The 19,946-nt window shown below is 72.1% G+C and carries 18 protein-coding genes; 4 read left to right on the forward strand and 14 right to left on the reverse strand.

The features are described from left to right. Window positions 1–9: 9 nt before the first annotated feature. From mnhG to O7543_RS10470, 8 genes are all read right to left on the reverse strand, one after another. Window positions 10–393, reverse strand: a complete 384-nt coding sequence (mnhG, locus tag O7543_RS10435) for a monovalent cation/H(+) antiporter subunit G (RefSeq protein ID WP_281554012.1) — start codon at window positions 391–393, stop codon at window positions 10–12. Then, a complete protein-coding gene (locus O7543_RS10440; RefSeq protein ID WP_123600656.1) occupies window positions 390–680 on the reverse strand; it encodes a monovalent cation/H+ antiporter complex subunit F in 291 nt (96 codons plus the stop codon). Before O7543_RS10440 ends, mnhG begins: the two co-directional genes overlap by 4 nt. Then, complete coding sequence (locus tag O7543_RS10445; protein ID WP_281554011.1) at window positions 677–1,249, reverse strand: Na+/H+ antiporter subunit E; 573 nt, start codon at window positions 1,247–1,249, stop codon at window positions 677–679. The genes O7543_RS10440 and O7543_RS10445 overlap by 4 nt, the downstream gene beginning before the upstream one ends. Continuing rightward, window positions 1,246–2,892: a Na+/H+ antiporter subunit D gene (locus O7543_RS10450; RefSeq protein ID WP_281554010.1), complete on the reverse strand. Its 1,647-nt coding sequence runs from the start codon at window positions 2,890–2,892 to the stop codon at window positions 1,246–1,248. Before O7543_RS10450 ends, O7543_RS10445 begins: the two co-directional genes overlap by 4 nt. Then, on the reverse strand, window positions 2,889–3,374 hold the full coding sequence (locus O7543_RS10455) for a Na(+)/H(+) antiporter subunit C (protein ID WP_281554009.1): 486 nt from the start codon (window positions 3,372–3,374) through the stop codon (window positions 2,889–2,891). Before O7543_RS10455 ends, O7543_RS10450 begins: the two co-directional genes overlap by 4 nt. Before the next feature lies 1 nt (window position 3,375). After that, complete coding sequence (locus O7543_RS10460; protein ID WP_281554008.1) at window positions 3,376–6,324, reverse strand: Na+/H+ antiporter subunit A; 2,949 nt, start codon at window positions 6,322–6,324, stop codon at window positions 3,376–3,378. A 182-nt stretch (window positions 6,325–6,506) separates the two neighbouring features. Then, the gene (locus tag O7543_RS10465; protein WP_281554007.1) at window positions 6,507–6,953 is read right to left on the reverse strand and encodes a hypothetical protein; all 447 of its coding nucleotides are present in this window, start codon (window positions 6,951–6,953) and stop codon (window positions 6,507–6,509) included. Between the two features lie 167 nt (window positions 6,954–7,120). After that, entirely contained in the window at window positions 7,121–7,462 is a 342-nt protein-coding gene (locus O7543_RS10470; protein ID WP_281554006.1) for a hypothetical protein, read from the reverse strand. A gap of 186 nt (window positions 7,463–7,648) precedes the next feature. Between O7543_RS10470 and O7543_RS10475 the strand changes: the two genes are divergently transcribed. The 4 genes from O7543_RS10475 to O7543_RS10490 all read left to right on the forward strand — a co-directional run bounded on the left by O7543_RS10475 (window position 7,649) and on the right by O7543_RS10490 (window position 14,676). Next, window positions 7,649–12,265, forward strand: coding sequence for an ATP-dependent helicase (locus O7543_RS10475; RefSeq protein WP_281554005.1), 4,617 nt, complete (start codon window positions 7,649–7,651; stop codon window positions 12,263–12,265). Window positions 12,266–12,403: 138 nt separating this feature from the next. Further along, window positions 12,404–12,643: a CPCC family cysteine-rich protein gene (locus O7543_RS10480; protein WP_281554004.1), complete on the forward strand. Its 240-nt coding sequence runs from the start codon at window positions 12,404–12,406 to the stop codon at window positions 12,641–12,643. A gap of 375 nt (window positions 12,644–13,018) precedes the next feature. After that, a complete protein-coding gene (locus tag O7543_RS10485; protein WP_281567393.1) occupies window positions 13,019–13,711 on the forward strand; it encodes a DUF4142 domain-containing protein in 693 nt (230 codons plus the stop codon). Window positions 13,712–13,833: 122 nt separating this feature from the next. After that, window positions 13,834–14,676: a DNA-formamidopyrimidine glycosylase family protein gene (locus O7543_RS10490; RefSeq protein WP_281554002.1), complete on the forward strand. Its 843-nt coding sequence runs from the start codon at window positions 13,834–13,836 to the stop codon at window positions 14,674–14,676. Here the strand turns inward: O7543_RS10490 and O7543_RS10495 are convergent. The 6 genes from O7543_RS10495 to rimO all read right to left on the reverse strand — a co-directional run bounded on the left by O7543_RS10495 (window position 14,579) and on the right by rimO (window position 19,886). Continuing rightward, a complete protein-coding gene (locus O7543_RS10495) occupies window positions 14,579–15,364 on the reverse strand; it encodes a hypothetical protein (protein ID WP_281554001.1) in 786 nt (261 codons plus the stop codon). The genes O7543_RS10490 and O7543_RS10495 overlap by 98 nt on opposite strands. A 32-nt stretch (window positions 15,365–15,396) precedes the next feature. Next, window positions 15,397–16,278, reverse strand: coding sequence for a PspA/IM30 family protein (locus O7543_RS10500; RefSeq protein ID WP_281554000.1), 882 nt, complete (start codon window positions 16,276–16,278; stop codon window positions 15,397–15,399). Between the two features lie 232 nt (window positions 16,279–16,510). Beyond that, a complete protein-coding gene (locus O7543_RS10505) occupies window positions 16,511–17,023 on the reverse strand; it encodes a helix-turn-helix transcriptional regulator (RefSeq protein WP_281553999.1) in 513 nt (170 codons plus the stop codon). A 166-nt stretch (window positions 17,024–17,189) separates the two neighbouring features. Beyond that, on the reverse strand, window positions 17,190–17,687 hold the full coding sequence (locus tag O7543_RS10510) for a CinA family protein (RefSeq protein WP_281555506.1): 498 nt from the start codon (window positions 17,685–17,687) through the stop codon (window positions 17,190–17,192). A gap of 80 nt (window positions 17,688–17,767) precedes the next feature. Beyond that, a complete protein-coding gene (gene pgsA, locus O7543_RS10515) occupies window positions 17,768–18,370 on the reverse strand; it encodes a CDP-diacylglycerol--glycerol-3-phosphate 3-phosphatidyltransferase (RefSeq protein ID WP_281553998.1) in 603 nt (200 codons plus the stop codon). 4 nt (window positions 18,371–18,374) lie between these two features. After that, window positions 18,375–19,886, reverse strand: coding sequence for a 30S ribosomal protein S12 methylthiotransferase RimO (rimO, locus tag O7543_RS10520; protein ID WP_281553997.1), 1,512 nt, complete (start codon window positions 19,884–19,886; stop codon window positions 18,375–18,377). Window positions 19,887–19,946: the final 60 nt, after the last annotated feature.

The raw sequence follows: 19,946 nt of genomic DNA on the forward strand, positions 1-19,946 counted from the left end.
ATGGCCGGATTATATAGTGGCCCGCCGCTGCCCACCGGTTCCGTCGCCGCCGGTGGCGCCCGTCGTGATCCCGTCCGCCTCGTCGGTGACCAGCAGGTCCCGCCGTACCAGATCGGCCCGGTAGGCGGCCCGGCCGATGATGTGGGCCGCGACCGGCGCGGTCGCCATCTGGAAGACCGCGACCATCAGCAGAGTGGCCAGTTCGGTGCCGCTCTGCAGCCGCAACGCCAGCCCACTGAGGAACAGCAACAGGCCGAGAACCTGCGGCTTGGTCGCCGCGTGAATCCGGGCGGCAACGTCGGGGAAGCGCAGCAGACCGATGCTGGCCGCCAGGCTGAGCAACGCGCCGCCGATCAGCAGCGTGCCGGACAGTACGGTCAGCACCCCGTTCACCGTTGCTCCCGTTCGGCGGCGGCCACCGCAGGCGGGCGGGCGGCGACGAACCGGACGATGCTGACCGAGCCCACGAACCCGAGCAGGGACAGCACCACGAGCACCGGCAAAGTGGTGGCGTGCCGGTTGACCGCGGCCTCGGCGGCAAGCCCGCCGACGATGATGGCGATCAGAACCTCGGCGGCCACTACCCGGTCGAGCAGTGTCGGACCACGGATGATCCGCCCGACGGTCAGCAGGGCCGCCACGGCCAGCAGGACGGTCACCACGACAGCCACAAAGGTCATCGATTCTCTCCGTGATGGTCGGCCGGGCGAGGGTCGGCGAGGTGACGCACGTCGTCCGCCGAGCCGACGGCCCGGACGATCCGCTCCTCCAACGCCAGCACCTTCCGCCGGGCCTGCTCGACGTCGTGGTGGTCGACGACGTCGAGCACGTGGACGTAGAGGGTGCCGCTGGCCGGGTCGGCCTCGACGATGAGGCTGCCCGGGATCAACGACAACGCCTCGGCGGTGAGGGTCAGGTTCAGGTCCGTCCGGACTCGGAGCCGCACCGCGAGGACCGCGCTGCGCGGCGTGTGCCCAAACCGGACGGCGGTCCAGGCCACCTGCGCGCTCGCGATGAACAGGTCGACGACGAACCGGACGAGGAAGCGCAGCACCGCCAGCGGCCGGATCCGGCCCTCGAAGGCGACCGGCGGCAGCGGGAAGACGGTGACCACCACCAACGCGACGGCCGTCCCACCGAGCAGGTTGCCGACGGAGAACCGCCCGTAGAACAGGTTCCACAGCACCACCAGAGCGGCGACCGCGACGATCTGGGCACGCCAGCGCGCGGCCCTGGACACCGGACTCATCTGGCTCCTCCCTGCGGGAACACCGCGTCGACGTACGGCGTACGACTCACCAGGTTGGCCGCCGCCTCGGTGCCGATCTGGTACAACGGTCCGGCCAGCACGGTCAGCGCCAGGCCGAGCAGCACCAGTGCGGTGGTCGCGCCGACCAGCAGGGGCGGCATCGGTTCCACCGACCCCGGGCCGTCGGCGGCGAGCGGGGTGGAGGCCGAGTCGGTGGACGGCACCCGGACACCGGACACCGCCCGGGTGGCGGACGGCACGGTCGCCGGCTGCGGGGCCGCAGCAGGTGCCGGTGCCGTCGCCGGACCGCCCGCTGTGGCCTGCGGTGCGGTTTTGCGCCAGAAGGCGAGATTCCACACCCGGGTCACCGCGTACAGGGTGAGCAGGCTGGTCACCACCGCGCCGGCGGCGACCACCCAGACCAGCGGGCCATCGTCGGCGACCCCGGCCTGCAGCAACCCGAGCTTGCCGAGGAACCCGGAGAACGGTGGTATGCCGGCCAGGTTCAACGCGGGCAGAAAGAACAGCGCGGCGAGCAGCGGCGCGGCTCGGGCCAACCCGCCGAGACGCTCCAGGTTGGTGCTGCCGCCCCGGCGCTCCACCAGGCCGGTCGCCAGGAACAGCGTGGTCTGGACGGTGATGTGGTGCACCACGTAGAAGATCGCCGCCGCCAGTCCGGCAGCGGTGCCGAGCGCGATCCCGAACAGCATGTAGCCGATGTGACTGACCAGGGTGAACGAGAGCAGACGCTTGATGTCCGACTGTGCGACCGCACCGAGGATGCCGACCACCATGGTCAGCAACGCGACCACCAGCAGCAGGTCGCGGGTGCGTCCGCCGGGGAACAGCAACGTCTCGGTACGGATGATCGCGTAGACGCCGACCTTGGTCAGCAGACCGGCGAAGACGGCGGTGACCGGAGCTGGCGCGGTCGGGTAGCTGTCCGGCAGCCAGGCCGACAGCGGGAAGACGGCGGCCTTGATGCCGAACGCGAGAAGCAGCATCAGCTGCAGCATCAGCCGCAGGTCGTCGGGGAGTCCGTCGAGCCGGTCGGCCAGCTGCGCCAGGTTCACCGTGCCGGTGGCGGCGTAGATCAGCCCGATGGCGGTGAGGAAGATGACCGAGGAGAGGATGCTGACCACGACGTAGGTCGTGCCGGCCCGGATTCGTACCTCGGTGCCGCCCAGGGTGAGCAGCACGTAGCTGGCGCCGAGCAGGATCTCGAACCCGACGTACAGGTTGAACAGGTCCCCGGAGAGGAACGCGTTGGTCACTCCGGCGGTGAGAATCAGGTACGTCGGGTGGTAGATCGCCACCGGTGTGCTCTCCCGGCCGTCAGCGCGACCTTCACCGATCGAATACAGCAGTACGCAAAGCGTCACTGCGGTGGAGACCACCAGCATCAGGGTGGCGAGTTGGTCGGCGACCAGCACGATGCCCAGCGGCACCGGCCAGCCACCCACCCGTACCACCTGGGGTCCCTCGATGTGGGCGGTGATCAACAGGGCGAGCGCGACGCCGAAGGTGACGGTGAGGGCGGCGACGCTGATGGTCCGCTGGGCGCGCGGATGCCGGGCCAGCACCAGGGTGATACCCGCGCCGAGCAGCGGCACGATCACCGGCAACGGCACCAGGAAGCTCACGGGTCGCTCCGATCGAGATCGCCGGCGCGGGCCGGGGCGGTACGGGGGGCACCGATCGCGTCGATCGGGTCGGTGTCGTTGTCGTCGCTGTCCTCGGCATCGTCCTCGGCGTTGGGTCCCTGGTCGGCGAGGGCGCGCTGAACGATGAGCCGGTCCTCCAGGTCGTCCTGGACCTCGTCGTGGCCGAAGAGCAGCCAGCTGCGGTACGCCATGGCGAGCAGGAACGCGGTGAGCCCGAGCGTGATCACGATCGCGGTGAGGATGAGCGCCTGTGGCAGCGGGTCGCTCATCTCCTCGGCGGCGGTCACCTCGGCGATGGGCGCCCCGCCGGGCCGCCCGCCCAGCAGGATCAGCAGGTTGGCCCCGTTGCCGAGCAGGATCACCCCGAGCACCACCCGGGTGAGACTGCGTTCCAGCAACAGGGTGACGCCGGCGGCGAAGAGCACCCCGACGACCAGGACGAGCACGATGTTGGGCGGCATGTCAGCTCCTTCCTCCGGCGACCCGGTCGCTGCCGGCACCCGGTGCGGTGGCGTTGCCGGCGGCACCCGGTGCGGTGGCGAGCTCGCCCTGCGGGGTGTCGTCCACCTCGACGTCCGGCTCGGCGGACCGCGCGATCTGCCGGTCGACCTCGGCGCCGAGGCTGCGCAGGATGTCCAGGACCAGGCCCACCACGATCAGGTAGACGCCCACGTCGAAAAAGAGCGAGGTGACCAGGTGGACGTCGCCGATCACCGGCAGGTGCAGGTCCACGATGGCGCTCTGCAGCACGTCGGCGCCGACCAGGATCGGGCTCAGCCCGGCGCCGATCGCCAGGAACAGACCGACGCCGAGCACCAGCCCGGCGTCCACCGGTGCCGCCTCGTTGAGTTCGTGGCGGCCACCGGCGAGATAGCGCACCGCCAGTGCCAGTCCGGCCACCAGCCCGCCGGCGAACCCGCCCCCGGGTGCGTTGTGGCCGGAGAAGAGCAGGAATATCGAGTACACCAGGATGGCGTGGAACAGCAGCCGGGTGACCACCTCGAAGATGATCGACCGGCCCCGCGCGGTCTGGGTAGCGCCGCCCCGCAGCCAGATCCGTTGGCGCCGGGACCGGGCCGGCGGTGACGGGCCGCCCGGCCGGCCACCGTGGCCGGCTGCGGTCGCGGCGCCGACCCGGCGGGGACCCGGCCCGGTACGCGGCCGCAGGAACACCAGGCTGGCCACGCCGGTCGCCGTGACGACCAGCACCGAGATCTCCCCCATGGTGTCCCAGGCCCGGATGTCGACCAGTGTCACGTTCACCACGTTGCGCCCGCCGCCGTATTCCACCGCCTGTTCGGGGTAGGCCGCCGAGACGGGTGCCGCGTCCCGGTTGCCGACCGCCGCCATCGCCATGCCGGCCATCACCACACCGACGACGACCCCGAGGGCGATCCGTGCGTACCGGCTGGAGCGCAGTGGACGTTCCGAGAAGTAGATCGGCAAGCGACGGACCACCAGGACGAACACCACGATGGTGATCGTCTCGACGAGGAACTGGGTGAGCGCCAGGTCGGGCGCGCCGTGCAGGACGAACATCAACGCGGTGCAGTACCCGGTCACCCCGGCCAGGATGACGGCCTTCAGCCGGCGTTGTGCCCGGACCGTGGCGATCGCGGCAACCACCAGGACGGCGGCCACCCCGATCTGCGCCGGCGTGTCGTACCAGCGCCACTGCCCGGTCCATGGGCGGGTCACCAGCAGCGCCCCACCGGGCACGGTGACCAGCACCAGCAGGATGATGCCGAGGTACTGCGGCAGCGACCCGCGCTGGGTGGCACCGGTGACCTCCACCGATATCCGGTCGAGCAGGTGGGTCGCCTGGGCGTAACTGGTCGCCCCGTCGGTCGGGGCCCGCAGCCGCCGCTGCACGGCGGCCACCCGCTCCCGGGCCAGGAACAGCGCGGCGCCGCCGACGAGCGCGACCAGGGACAACCCCAGTGCGGGGGTGAATCCGTGCCACAGCGCCAGGTGGTAGTCACCCGGGCCGAACAGTCCGGCGTACGGAGTGAGCACCGTGTCGACGACGCCGGCCGCCGGACCGAGCAGCAGGCCGAGCAGCGCCAGTACGCCGGCCGGCAGCACGAACACCGGGCCGACCGACGCGGCGGTGGTCGGCTCCCGACCGGGCTTGCCGGCGAACGCGCCCCAGATGAACCGGGCGCTGTACGCGGTGGTGAGCACCGAGCCGAGGACGATCAGCGCCAACACGACCGGGTCCGGTGCGAACGCCTCCAGCACCGCCTCCTTGCCGACGAAGCCAAGCAGCGGCGGCACCCCGGCCATCGACGCGGCGGCGAGTGTGGCGGCCACGGCGACCGCCGGCATCCGTCGACCCAGCCCGCTCAGCTCGGTGAGGTCGCGGGTGCCGGCGCACCGGTCGACGATGCCGACCACCAGGAACAGGGTCGCCTTGAACAGGGCGTGAGCGAGCAGCATCGTCGCCCCGGCCAACGCCGGGGCGCGTTCGCCCGCGCCGGTCACCAACACCAGCAAGCCGAGCTGGCTCACGGTCCCGTACGCCAGCAGCAGCTTGAGGTCGGTCTGGCGCAGCGCCGCCCAGCCGCCGACCAGCATGGTGGCGGTGCCGGTGGTGACGATCAGCCAGTACCACCAGGGGTTGCCCGCGTACACCGGTGACAGCAGGGCGACCAGGTAGATGCCGGCCTTCACCATGGCGGCGGCGTGCAGGTAGGCGCTGACCGGGGTGGGCGCGGCCATCGCCGAGGGCAGCCAGAAACTGAATGGGAAGATCGCCGACTTGGACAGCGCGCCGACGAGGACCAGCACCAGCGCGACGGCCAGGTAGCCGCCTGCCGGCTGCGGGCCGGCCGCGATCTGCGACCAGCGGTAGGTGCCGGCCTGCTCACCGAGCATGATGAACCCGACGAGCATGGCCAGGCCGCCCAGGGTGGTCATGATCAGCGCCTGGGCGGCGGCCCGGCGGCTGGCCCGCTTCTCCGGATGATGGCCGATCAGCAGGTAGGAAAAGACGGTGGTCAGCTCCCAGAAGACGTAGAGCAGGATCAGGTCGTCGGCGAGGACCAGACCGAGCATGGCTCCGGCGAATCCGACGAAGTTCGCGGTGAAGCGGCCGAGCCCGGGCTCACCCGGCGCGAAGTAGCGGGCGCAGTAGATCAGGACCAGGGCTCCGACGCCGCCGACCAGCAGCACCATGAGCCAGGACAGGGTGCCCACCCGAAACGCCAGGTCGAGGCCGAGCTGCGGCACCCACCGGTACGTCTCGTCGAGCGTGGCACCGTCGCGTACCGCACCGGTGTTGGCCAGTGCCCAGCCGGCGGCGGCGCCGGGCGCGGCGGCCAGCAGGTAGCAGGCACGCGGACCCCACCAGCGGACCAGCGCCGGCGCCACGAGCGCCGTCGCCAGGTGGACGATGAGCAGTACCAGCACGCATGGCTCCAGGTAGGTGTCGTCGCGGGCCCGCGCGCCGGCACGGGTCCGTTGCCGGGCTCGCCGGCCCGGCGGGTGAGGAACGCCGGACGGCGCGTCGCGGCCGTGGCGCAGGGGGTGACGTGGAGGTGGCGGAGGCTCGGGCCGGCCGGCCCCGGACTCCGCCGGGTCGGTGGCCCGGCTCAGTCGGGAATGGGCAGGTGCGCCGCCGCGGTGGTCAGCTGCGCGGCCAGCCGGTCGGGTGGTGCCCGGCTGGAGCAGGGCAGCGTCCCGCGGCGCAGGAGCGGACCAGCGGCCGACGACCGGGCGGCCCGGCCGGTGGCGGATGGCGAGGCGGACCAGGTTGGCGTGGTGACGGTACCGGTCGGTGTGCCGTGGTCGTCACCGGCTGGGCCGGGCCGGGCCGACATGCTCTGCTGCTGCCGGTGGTCGGCGTCGTCGACGCAGTTGCGACCACCGGGCGAGACGGTCTGGTGCAGCAGCGTGGCTCCGATGGAGGCCGGCCCGGCGGCGACGGCGACGGCCGGTACGGCGACCGAGGCGGCACCGTGCACGGCGGTGACGGTGAGCAGGACGAGTAGGACGACGGCGATCCTGCGCGGAGCCGGGAGGTGGCGCAGCTGTGCCATCCGTGCCCCCCCTCCGCTGTCGATCCCCGCCAGCCTACCGGTCTTTCGGTGACGGCTGCCTGGCTGGCCGTGCCTGCCTGGCGGTGGCCGGGCCTGGGCGTCGCCGGATTCCGGACTTTGGATGGTAAGCGATCACAGCGGATTCGGTGGTTACCGTACGGTTACCGTCATGTGCCGGCTGGTTCGGTGGGAGCCGTCGTCGGCGTGGCGGGCATCGCCGGGCGGGCCGGCGTCGCCGGTCCGGCGGGTGCGGGCACGTCGGCGAGCGGCAGCCGACCTCGTCGGCTGGCCAACAGCATGTGGTAATGCACGGTGGCGCGTACCCGCGCCCGGTCGGCGGCGCTCGCCGATCCGCTGTCGACGACCAGGGCCCGCAGGGTGTCGGCGAACCGGTCCACCGCCACTGGGTCGAGCCGGTGGTGCCGCAGCCGCAGCAGGGCCACCAGGCCGTCCACCTTCCGGAGAAGCACCTCCGTGTCGTGGTGGAGGCCGCGCTCGACAACGGGCATGGGGGTACTCCTTGAGAGATCGGACGATGACAGAAAGTTACTCCATAACTACTAAGTCGGGCAAGCCAGACCTGCCGGTCTCACCCGAATTTGTGGGATTCGGTCGCTCGGACGGCCCAGCTTCGTCGTACCCGGCGGGCAGGATGGTTCACGCTGGCAGCCGGACGGACCGATGGAGGGACAGCGATGACCGCGGTGTTGGAGCGCTTCGGGGCAGCCACCCGGGAGTGGTTCTCCGCCGCCTTCGCCGGGCCCACCGCCGCGCAGACCGGCGCGTGGGAGGCGATCAGCGACGGCCGGCACGCCCTGGTGGTCGCACCCACCGGATCCGGCAAGACCCTCGCCGCGTTCCTGTGGTCGCTGGACCAGCTGACCCGCTCGCCCGCTCCCGACGATCCGCGGCTGCGGTGCCGGGTGCTCTACCTGAGCCCCCTCAAGGCACTCGCGGTCGACGTCGACCGCAACCTACGTACCCCGCTCGTCGGCATCGGCCAAGCCGCCGCCCGCATCGGTGCACCGGCACCGCAGGTGACCGTCGGCATTCGCACCGGCGACACCCCGGCCGATCAGCGACGCAGCTTCCTCCGGCAACCGCCGGACATCCTCATCACCACTCCCGAGTCCCTGTTCCTGCTGCTCACCTCGGCCGCCCGGGAGTCGCTGCGCGGCGTGCGTACGGTCATCGTCGACGAGGTGCACGCGGTCGCCGGCACCAAACGCGGTGCGCATCTGGCGCTGTCGCTGGAGCGGCTGGACGCGCTGCTGCCGGCGCCCGCCCAGCGGATCGGCCTGTCCGCCACGGTCCGGCCGATCGAGGAGACCGCCCAGTTCCTCGGTGGCTATCAGCCCGTGCAGGTGGTCGCCCCGGCCACGGCCAAGACGATCGAGGTCAGCGTCCAGGTGCCGGTGCCGGATCTCGACCAGCTGGACGAACGCGAGACGGTGCAGGAGGACGCCGACGGTCCGCCGCCGGCCGGCCGGTCGATCTGGCCGGCCGTCGAGGAACGCGTCTTCGACCTGATCCGGCGGCACCGGTCGACCATAGTGTTCACCAACTCCCGGCGCTCGGCGGAACGGCTCTGCGCCCGGCTCAACGAACTCGCCGCAGACCGGGCGGACGGCACGGACCAGCAGTCCGGCCCGCCCCGCGCCGACAGCAGCGGCAACGACCGGCGGTCCAGCACCCGGATGCCGGCGGAGATCATGGCCCAGTCGGACACCGCACACGGCGCCCCGGCAGTGATCGCCCGCGCCCACCACGGCAGCGTGTCGCGCTCTGAACGGCAGCAGATCGAAGAGGCGTTGAAGTCCGGCCAACTGCCGGCGGTGATCGCCACCTCCAGCCTGGAGCTCGGCATCGACATGGGTGCGGTCGACCTCGTCGTACAGATCGAGGCACCGCCGAGCGTCGCCGCCGGCCTGCAGCGAATCGGCCGGGCCGGGCACCAGGTGGGCGCGCTGTCGCACGGGGTGATCCTGCCCAAGCACCGTGGTGACCTGCTGGCCTGTGCGGTGGTCAGCGAGCGGATGTCCCACGGCGCCATCGAGCAGCTGCGGTACCCGCGCAACCCACTCGACGTCCTGGCCCAGCAGATCGTCGCCATGGTGTCGCTCGATCCCTGGCCGGTGGACGCGCTGGCGACCCTGGTACGCGGCGCGGCCCCGTACACCGACCTGCCCGACTCGGCGCTGCACGCGGTGCTGGACATGCTCTCCGGTCGGTACCCGTCGACCGCTTTCGCCGAACTGCGGCCCCGGCTGGTCTGGGACCGCGACGCCGACCTGCTCACCGGACGGCCGGGCGCGCAGCGGCTGGCCGTCACCAGTGGAGGCACGATCCCGGACCGTGGCCTGTTCGGTGTCTTCCTGGCCGGGGCGGAACGGCCCGTGCGGGTCGGCGAACTCGACGAGGAGATGGTCTACGAGTCCCGGGTCGGCGACGTCTTCCTGCTCGGCGCGACGTCGTGGCGGATCGAGGAGATCACCCCGGACCGGGTGCTGGTCACCCCCGCCCCGGGCCAGGCAGCCCGGATGCCGTTCTGGAAAGGCGACCAACCCGGTCGCCCGGTCGAGCTGGGCCGTGCGCTGGGCGCCCGGCTGCGCCAGGTCGGCCGGCAGGACCCGACCGCCGCCCGCGCCGGGCTGCTGTCGTCCGGTCTGGACGACTGGGCCGCCGACAACCTGCTGCGCTACCTCGACGACCAACGCGCCGCCGCCCGCAGCCTGCCGGACGACCGGACGGTCGTCGTCGAACGGTTCCACGACGAGCTCGGCGACTGGCGGCTGGTCGTGCACAGCGTCTTCGGTGCCCAGGTGAACGCGCCGTGGGCACTGGCGATCGGCCAGCGACTGACCGAGCGATACGGCGTCGACGCCCAGGTGCTGCCCGCTGACGACGGCATCGTCATCCGGCTACCCGAAGTGGCCGACACACCACCCGGTGCCGACCTGGTCGCCTTCGAGAGCGACGAGATCAGCCAGCTCGTCGAAACCGCCGTCGGCGGGTCGGCCCTGTTCGCCGCCCGGTTCCGGGAATGCGCCGCCCGGGCGCTGCTGCTGCCACGCCGGGATCCGCGACGCCGGCAGCCGCTGTGGCAGCAGCGGCAACGCGCCGCCCAACTGCTCGACGTGGCCCGGGAGTTCACCGATTTTCCGATCACCCTGGAGGCGGCGCGGGAATGCCTGCGGGACGTCTTCGACATGCCGGCGCTGGTCGGGCTGATGGGCGACCTGGCGGCACGGCGGCTGCGGTTGGTAGAGGTCGAGACACCGCGACCGTCACCGTTCGCCCGTTCCCTGCTGTTCGGCTATGTCGGAGCGTTCCTCTATGAAGGGGACCTGCCGCTGGCCGAGCGCCGGGCCGCCGCGCTGAGCCTCGACTCAACATTGCTCGGTGAGCTGCTCGGCCGGGTCGAGCTGCGGGAACTGCTCGACCCGGCGGTGCTCGCCGAGACCCACCGGCAGCTGCAGTGGCTGGGCGGGCACCGCCGGGTGTGCGACGCCGAGGACCTGGCCGAGCTGCTGCGGGTCGTCGGCGACCTGGCCGACACCGAGTTGCTGGCCCGGCAGGTCGACCCGGGCTGGCCGGCCGAGCTGTCCCGGGCCCGGCGCGCGGTGCGGGTGCGGATCGCCGGGCAGGAGCGGTGGATCGCGGTGGAGGACGCCGGGCGGATGCGCGACGCGCTCGGTGTCGCGCTGCCGGTCGGCGTCGCTGCGGCGTACCTCGCCCCGGTGGCCGACCCGCTCGGCGACCTGGTCGCCCGCTACGCCCGTACCCGGGGGCCGTTCGACACCGCCGCGTGCGCCGCCCGGTTCGGGTTGGGCGCCTTCGTCGTCGAACAGACCCTGCGGCGGCTCGCCGCGACCGGGCGGATCGTGGCCGGCGAGTTCACCCCGGGGCGGGCCGGCACCGAGTGGTGCGACGCCGATGTGCTGCGGCTGCTGCGGCGCCGATCGCTCGCGGCGCTGCGCCGCGAGATCGAGCCGGTGCCGGCCACCGCCCTGGTCCGGTTCCTTCCCCGGTGGCAGCAGGTCGCCGGCCCGGGTCGTGGGGTGGACGGCGTGGCTGCCGCCGTCGAGCAACTGCAGGGGGCGGTCCTGCCGGCCGCAGCGGTGGAACGGCTGATCCTGCCGGCCCGGGTGGCCGACTACTCCCCCGCGCACCTGGACGAGCTCTGCGCCTCCGGCGAGGTCACCTGGTCCGGTGCCGGCGCGGTCGGCGCGGGTGACGGCTGGATCCGGTTGGTGTTCACGGAGACCGCGCCCCTGCTGCTACCGGCGCCGGACCCGGCGCTCACGCTGACCCCGGTGCACGAGGCGGTGCTCGCCGCCCTCGCCGACCAGCAGGCGCTGTTCTTCCGGCAACTGGCCGACCGGGTCAACGCGGCGCTCGCCGGCACCGCTGGCGTTGCGCCCGCCGACACTGCCGATCCGGCCGGGCGGATCGAGACGGCGATCTGGGATCTGGTGTGGGCCGGCTGGCTGACCAACGACACACTGGCTCCACTGCGGGCCGTACTCGGCCCGCGCCCGACACAACGGGTCCGCACCGCCGCCGGGGCACGGGGTCGGGCCCGGCGGGTCGGTCGGGAGTTCGTCGCCCGTACCGCCGCACCGCAGTTGGCCGGTCGGTGGTCACTGCTGCCATCCCGCGACCCCGACCCGACCCGGCGGGCGGCGCTCACCGCCGACGTGCTGCTCGAACGGCACGGGGTGGTGACCCGGGGGGCGGTCGCCGCCGAGGGGCAGCCGGGTGGGTTCGCCGCCGTGTACCCGGTGCTGGCCGCGTTGGAGGAACGCGGCGCGGCCCGCCGGGGCTACTTCGTCGACGGACTCGGTGCGGCCCAGTTCGCCGTACCGGGTGCGGTGGACCGGCTGCGGGAACTCGCCAATTCCGATCCGACGCACCGCCGGCAGCCGGAGGCGGTGGTGCTGGCGGCAGCCGATCCGGCGAACCCGTACGGCGCGGCACTGCCCTGGCCGGAGCGACCGGTGGACAGCGCCGACGAGTCGAACGCGGGGCACCGACCCGGGCGCAAGGCCGGGGCGCTGGTGGTCCTGGTCGACGCGGAGGCGGCGCTCTACGTCGAACGAGGCGGTCGCAGTCTGCTCTGCTTCACTCAGGACGGACAGCGGCTCGAGGCGGCGGCCCGGGCGCTGGCCGACGCGGTGAGCTCCGGGGCACTCGGCACCATCACGGTCGAACGCGCCGACGGGGAGCGGGTGCACAGCTCCACGCTACGGACGGCGCTGGCCGCCGCCGGCTTCCGGGCCACGCCACGTGGACTGCGGTTACGGGGCTGATCGTGAACGTCGGGCCAGGCACCGCCGGCACGGGCGGGTGCGCCGGAGGTACCCGCCGTCGGCGGTGCGCTTGTCGACGGACCGCCGACGGGGTACCTCAGGCACATGCCCGAAACGTTCCTGTGGAAGGCTTAGCGGGTGGTCCCGTACTCCGTCGACAGATGCCCCTGCTGTGGCTACCGGACCGGATGCACCACCTGCCCCGTCTGCTTCTGGACCGACGACGGCCAGGGCGATGGCGACGCTGAGGTGGTGCGTGGCGGGCCGAACGGCGACTTGAGCCTGTCCCATGCCCGGCTCAACTTCGCAATCTACGGCGCCAGCCATCTGCGCTACGCCGACATCGTCCGGCCACCGCGTCCCGACGAGTCACCGTAGCGATTCCAGTGATCCGCCGGGTCAGGAATTGGCCGACATTCTGCTACGGTATCGGCGCCCTGTTACCGCGACGCCACGAACCGCACTCCTACCACGAGATACCAGGCGGCCAGATTCGCGCTATGTGAACAAGCCCGTGACCTCCACGTTGAACCGGGAACATCAGCTGAACGGACGATGCCGGCAATCTCAGTAAGATTAGCCACAGCAAACGTTTAGGTGCTCCTTTTTTTCTGTGGTTCCGAGCCGAAAGCATTGACGCGCAGGCGGCATTCGACATAACGTTCTTGTCGATCATCGACCGCTCTGTCGACCCCACTCGGAGGTTGAAACACTATGGCCCGGGCACGATCTGCGGCACACACCCCGCGCCGGTTGGCAGCAGTCCTGGTGGGTCTCGTCGCCGGGCTGCTCGCACTGCCCGGCGCCGCGCTCGCGCAGCCCTCCGGAGCGACCCAGCTCGCCGCCACCGACATCCAGTTGCTCAACGGCGTCCGGCTCGCCGGACTGTGGGAGATCCCGGCTGGTGTGCTGGCCGCAGAGAAGGGCAGCACGCAGAGGGTCCGCGAGGTCGGCGCCGAGATTGCCGACCAGCACATCGAGCTCGACCTGTTGGTGGTCGAAGCGGCCAACGAGCTCGGCGTGGAGCTGCCTACCGACCCGACCCCCACCCAGCAGGGCTGGGTCGACGAGATGAAGGTCGCGGAGGGTGCCCGGTTCGACCGGATCTTCGTTGAGCGGCTCCGCGCCGCCCACGGCAACATCTTCCCGGTCATCGGTGCGGTCCGAGCGAGTACCCGTAACGACGTCGTCCGGCAGCTCGCGCAGGACGCCAACGGCTTCGTCCAGACCCACATGTCACTGCTGGAGAGCACCGGTCTGGTGCGGTACGGCGAACTTCCCCCGGTTCCTCTGCCGGCACCGCCGGACGACAGCCTCCTCGCTGCGGTACAAGCCAACGCGGAGATCAACAACGGTATCAACTCGACAGCGATCTGGGTGGTGCTGATCGGTGCGCTGGCGCTCGGCACCGCAGCCACCTTCGCCGTGTTCCGACGACGATACTGACCGTCATCGTCACCCTGACTGCCCGGGCCGGAGACATCTGGCCCGGGCAGTCGGCTGTCCGGCCTGAGGCAGTCGGCCGGCTATCGGCCCGCCCGGTCACGACCTGCGGCAGGATTGTCGTCGTGCCTGAAGGCGACACCGTCTGGAACACCGCTCACCGGCTGCGGGAAGTGCTGGCTGGCCGGCTGCTCACCGGCAGCGACTTCCGGATCCCCCGGCTCGCGACCACCGACCTGTCCGGCTGGACCGCGCTGGACTGCGTGAGCCGTGGCAAGCACCTGCTGCTGCGGCTCGCGGCACCGGACGACCGGCGGTACACCTTGCACTCGCACCTGCGGATGGACGGCAGTTGGCGGACCTACCGGGTCGGTCAACGCTGGACGGCCCGGCCGGCACACCTGATTCGCGTGGTGCTGCGCACCGGTGAATCCGTCGCCGTCGGCTACCACTTGCACGAACTGATGCTGGTGGTGACGGACCGCGAGTCGGAGCTCACCGCCGGGCTGGGGCCGGATCTACTCGGTGCTGACTGGGACGCGACCGAAGCGGTCCGCCGGCTCGCCGCTCGGCCCGAGACGCCCGTCGTCGAGGCGCTACTCGACCAGCGTAATCTCGCCGGGATCGGCAACGTCTACGCTTGCGAGTTGCTGTTTCTGCGTGGTGTCGCGCCCGGTACGCCGGTCCGCGAGGTGCCGGACCTGGCCGCCGTCGTCGACCTGGCACGCCGGCTGCTGGTCGCCAACCGGGGGCGGGCCAGCCGCAGCATCACCGGCCTACCTGGGGAGGCCACCTACGTGTACGGCCGCTGGCGGCGGCCGTGCCGCCGCTGCGGCACGGCGGTGCGACGCACCGAGTCGGCGGGCCGGGTCACCTACTGGTGCCCGACGTGCCAGCCGGGTCTGGTGGCTGGCGCAGCTCCGCCAGCCCGGCGGCAACCCCCCGCAGCAGGTCACCGGCCTCGGTGAGCCGGCTCACCGACGGGTGCTGCCCGACCGCACGACCGTCCTCGGCGACGTAGTTGGCGGCCGCCGCGACGAGACCTTCGTAAGCGACGGTGCCGGCTTCCAACTGCTCGACGAGCACCCGATGCGAGTTGGCCAGCCCGGCATCGGCCGGAGCCAGCCGTACCGCCTTCTCCACGCTGGCCACCCGGTACGCCAGGTCGCGCAGGGACTGCTCGGCCACCGCGGCTTCGAGCTGGGCCGACTCGCCCGGCCCGGTCAGCCGCGGCACCAGCCCGGCGAGGGTACGCGCGGCCCGGTCCAGCCGGGTCCAGACGTCCGCCGCCACCGTTCCGCGCAACGCCAGCAGCGCCTGCTGTCGGCGTACCTCACCGACGGCGGCCCGGCCGAGCGGAATCCGCTCGACGGTGGCGACCAGCTTGAGCCGGGCCTGCTCGGCGGCGATGGCCGGATCCGGCGTGGGGGGTGGCGGTTGCCCGGCCAGCGCCCGCAGGTCGGACCAACGCCAGAAGGCCAACGCCGTGCTGGCACCGGCCGCCGCCGCCCATACCGCGTCGACCGGACTGACCCCCGCGTACGGCAGCAGCACCGCCGCCGCGCCACCGAAGCCGCCAGCGAGTACGGTCCACCGGCGGGCACCCCGACGCAGGCGACGCAGCCTGCGGAAGTAACGAGTCCGTGGATCCACCACCGTTGCTCCTTCCCGCCCCCCTGGCCCGATGGTCAGCCGGCGGCGGAGGCGTCACCGGTGTTCTTGTCCTTCGCCATCGAGGCACGGAGCTGGTCGAGGCGGGCGACACTGGCACCGTCCGCGCCGGCCGTGCTGTCCGCACCCGCCGGGGTCTGCTCGACCGCCGGCCCTGGCTGTGCCCCGGCGAGCTTCTCTCCCGCCATGCTGGCCCGGATCTGGTCGAGCCGCGACGAACCAGCCATGTCGAGGGTGGACTTCTGCACCTCGAGCATCCGCCCCTCGACGGAGTTGCCGGCCAGCTCGGCCCGGCCCATCGCGGTGGCGTAGCGCTGCTCGATCTTGTCCCGCACCTCGTCGAGCGACGGCGTGTTCTTCGGCGCGGCGAGCGCCGACATCGACTCCAGCGACGACGCCACGGTCTCCTGCATCTTGGCCTGCTCGAGCTGGCTCAGCAACTTGGTCCGCTCGGCCAGCTTCTGCTGCAGGATCATCTGGTTGTTCTCCACCGCCTGACGGGCCTGGGCGGCGGCGGCCAACGACTGGTCATGCAGGGTCTTGAGGTCCTCCATCGACTGCTCGCCGGCGACCAACTGGGTGGCGAGAGTCTGGGCGGTCTGCTCGTACTTGTTCGCCTCCGCCTCGTCGCCCTCGGCGCGGGCCTTGTCGGCCAGCACCAGCGCCTGCCGGGCCATCCCCTGCAGTCGCTCGACCTCGCTCATCTGCCGGGAGAGTTTCATTTCCAGCTGTCGCTGGTTGCCGATCACCGCGGCGGCCTGCTGAACCAGTGCCTGGTGCTGGCGCTGGGCGTCCTCGATCGCCTGCTGGATCTGCACCTTGGGGTCGGCGTGCTCATCTATCTTGGCGCCGAACAGCGCCATCAGGTAGCGCCAACCCTTGACGAACGGGTTCGCCATCTCTGCGGTATCCCCTCACTATCGGCGCGAACGGTCAGGCGGTCACGGCGGCCCGACCCGGGCGGTACGGTGCGCCGGCACCCCTACCATCGTCCCAGGCCGTCGCCACCGCGTAAGCCGCCATCGGTGGGATCCGGCAGGGTGGGCCGGTTGAGGGTCAACCTTAGTGTCCCGGATCCAGCGGTGGCGAGCCCAGGATCCGGCAGCCCGCAGCCGCTCGACCGGCTGCGGCTCAGGCGGCGCAGACGACGTCACGGTCCCGACCACCGGTGTTCGGCACCCGCCGGGAGGCCCGCAGCGTCGTCTTGAGCGGCGAGTCGCTGCGGACCGAGACGGTCACCCCGCCCTCGGAGGCGACCTGGTGCGCCGAAGCGTCGCCCCGCTCGGTCGTACCGACGGCGCCGTCCGGGGCGGAGCGCAGCGCTTCGCTGTGGCTCGGCCGCTCCTCCAGGGGCCGCTCGGACGACGTCGGGGACTGCTCGGGAAACGGAACCAGCAGGCCCTGCCGCTGCTCAGCGACGGCGACGGTGTGGCTCACGTCACGCAGCACCTCCGACAACTGGGCACCCAAGGCGTCGCAGATCGCAGCGAGCAGCTCACTCGAGGCTTCCTTCTGGCCGCGCTCGACCTCAGAGAGGTAGCCGAGGCTGACGTTCGCGGCGGTGGAAACCTCGCGCAGAGTCCGGCGCTGACCCTGCCGGCGGGCACGCAGCGCGTCACCGATAACGCGGCGTAGCAGGACCATCGCACCTCCCCCTGTCCGGGACCGGCCGGCGAGTGCCGGAGGCTTCCCGCAACCTTATCCGTTCGCCACCCGATCGACACCCCACCCGAGAGCACGAATCGGGCCCGGCAGGGCGATCAGAGTCAGATGTCAGTTATATCCGCTCGGCGTTGCGGGTGTCCCCCGCTCAGGGCCGCGTGGCGTGTAGTTGCGTCGTCAGCAGCCGCAGGGCAGCGGTCACGCTCGACCTGCGTACCGCATCCCGACCGCCGCCGAGGTCCAACCGCCGGACCTGATGCACTCCAGCCGGACCGGCCAGGGCAACGTAGACTCGCCCGATCGGCTTGCCGCCCTGCGGCTGTGGGCCGGCCACCCCGGTGGTAGCCAGCGCCCAGTCGGCGGCGCACCGGACCCGGGCACCCCGGGCCATGGCGACCGCGACGTCCGGGTCGACCGGTCCCCGGTCGGCGAGCAACCGCTGCGGCACCCCGGCCAGGGTACGCTTCAGGTCGGTGGCGTACACGACCAGCCCACCGCGGAAGACCAGGCTCGCCCCGGCAACCTCGACCAGGGCGGACGCCAGCAAGCCACCAGTGAGCGACTCGACGACCGCAAGCGTCTCGCCCCGCTCAGCCAGGGCGTGCACGACCGCCGCAGCCGGGCTGCCGCTGGCCGACCGCCCCATGCCGAGATCGCCGCCGTCCGGCGGCGGCCGCCCGCCCGCTGACGCGCCGGCCGGAGGCACCCGGTCCGACCCGGCCGAGGTCACCGGTCCGGCCCGGTACGGCGCAGCCGCAGCGCGCGGACCAGGTAGTCCAGCCCGGTCGCCACGGTGACCAGCAGCGCGGCCGCCATGATCCACGGAGCGACTGCGGCGAGCACCGACGGCAGCGGCAGCAGGTACCAGACGATCGCCGTGATCTGCAGCGCCGTCTTCGCCTTGCCGCCCCGGCTCGCCGCGATCACCCCGTGCCGCAGCACCCAGAAGCGGATCAGCGTGACCCCCCACTCACGCACCAGGATCAGCCCGGTCACCCACCAGGGCACCAGGTCGTACCAGGACAGCAGTACCAGCGCGGTGCCGGTCAGCGCCTTGTCGGCGATCGGGTCCGCGACCTTGCCGAACGACGTCACCAAGGCGTACCGGCGGGCGATCCAGCCGTCGATCAGGTCGGTCGCCGACGCGACGACGAACGTCAGGCAGGCGGCGATCTGCCAGCCCGGGTGGGTCATCCCGGAGAGAATCACGAACACCACGAAGACCGGCACCAGCACCATGCGTAGCCCGGTGAGCGCGTTGGCCGCGTTGACCACCGGTACCGCAGCGACGGCGGTACGCGGACCGGCGGAGGCACCCGGCTCGGTCATCGGCTCACCTGACCGCGCTGGAGAGCGGCCGGTCGGCCGTACCGGACGAGAGCACGTCACTCGGCACTGCCACCAGGTCGACCCCTTCGGTCCCGGTCACCGTCGCCCGGACCAGGTCGCCGGGGCGCAGCGTGGCGAGGTCGACCCCGGCTCCGGTGACACCGGCAGCGCCGGCCACCAACGTCGTCGAACCGTCCACCTCCGGTGCCTGGTGCGCGGCCCGACCCTCCACCAGCCCGTCGTCGACGCTGTCGACCAGCACCTCCACCGTCGTGCCGACTCGTTCCTCGGCCCGCTGCGCGCACAGCTCGTCGGCCAGCGCACAGATCCGGTCATAGCGCCGCTTCACCGTGGCGGCCCGTACCTTGTCGGGCAGACCGGCGGCCTCGGTGCCGTCCTCGTCGCTGTAGTCGAACACCCCGATCGCGTCCAACCGGGCTGCGGACAGGAACCGGACCAGTTCGTCGACGTCCGACCGGGTCTCACCGGGGAATCCGACGATGAAGTTGCTTCGCGCGCCGGCCTGCGGCGCCAACGACCGGGCCGAGGCCAGCAGGTCGAGGAACCGCCCGGTGGAGCCGAAGCGCCGCATCCGGCGCAGCACCGGCTCACTGGCGTGTTGGAAGGACAGATCGAAGTACGGTGCCACGCCGGCCGTGGTGGCGATCGTCTCGATCAGACCCGGACGGGTCTCCGCCGGCTGCAGATAGCTGACCCGTACCCGGACGATGCCGTCGACGGCAGCCAACTGTGGCAGCAGTTTCTCCAGCAGCCGCGGATCCCCCAGGTCCTTGCCGTACGAGGTCGAATTCTCGCTCACCAGCACCAGTTCCCGAACGCCGGTGCCGGCCAGCCACTCGGCCTCGGCCAGCAGCTCCTCGGGAGCGCGGGAGACAAACGCCCCCCGGAACGCCGGGATGGCGCAGAAGGCGCACCGGCGGTCACAGCCACTGGCCAGCTTCAGTGACGCCACCGGGCCGCCGGCCAGCCGGTGCCGCAGGACCGCGCGCAGGTGCGCAGGAGTACGTTCGTCGACCGTCGCGTGACCGGGCACCACGACACCGGAGTGCTGCCGGGACACCGGGGTCAGGGGCAGCATCGTGCGGCGGTCCCGCGGGGCGTGCGCGGGCAGCTGCTCGCCGGCCAGCACCGCCCGCAGCCGGCCGGAGATATCCGGGTAGTCGTCGAACCCGAGGACGGCCTGCGCCTCCGGCAGGTGCTCGGCGAGCTCCCGGCCGTACCGTTCGGCCATGCAGCCGGCAGCCACCACCTTGGCCCCGCCGTCCGCGGCATCGAGCAGCGTCTGCACCGAGTCCTGCTTGGCCTTCTCGACGAAGCCGCAGGTGTTGACGAGTACCACGTCGGCACCGTCGGCGTCGGTGGTCACCTGCCAGCCGTCGGCGTCCAGCCGGGCGGCCAACTCCTCCGAGTCGACCTCGTTGCGGGCGCACCCCAGGGTGAGCAGGGCGACGCGCCGGCCGGACGGTTGGGCGGGAGGCGGGGGAAAAGCAGACACCTGACGAGGGTACCGGGCCATTGGTGTACGGCGGCCGGGCGGCGCGGTGCCGGACGATCC

This window comes from Solwaraspora sp. WMMA2080 (assembly GCF_027497395.1).
In the GTDB taxonomy this organism is placed as follows: domain Bacteria; phylum Actinomycetota; class Actinomycetes; order Mycobacteriales; family Micromonosporaceae; genus Micromonospora_E.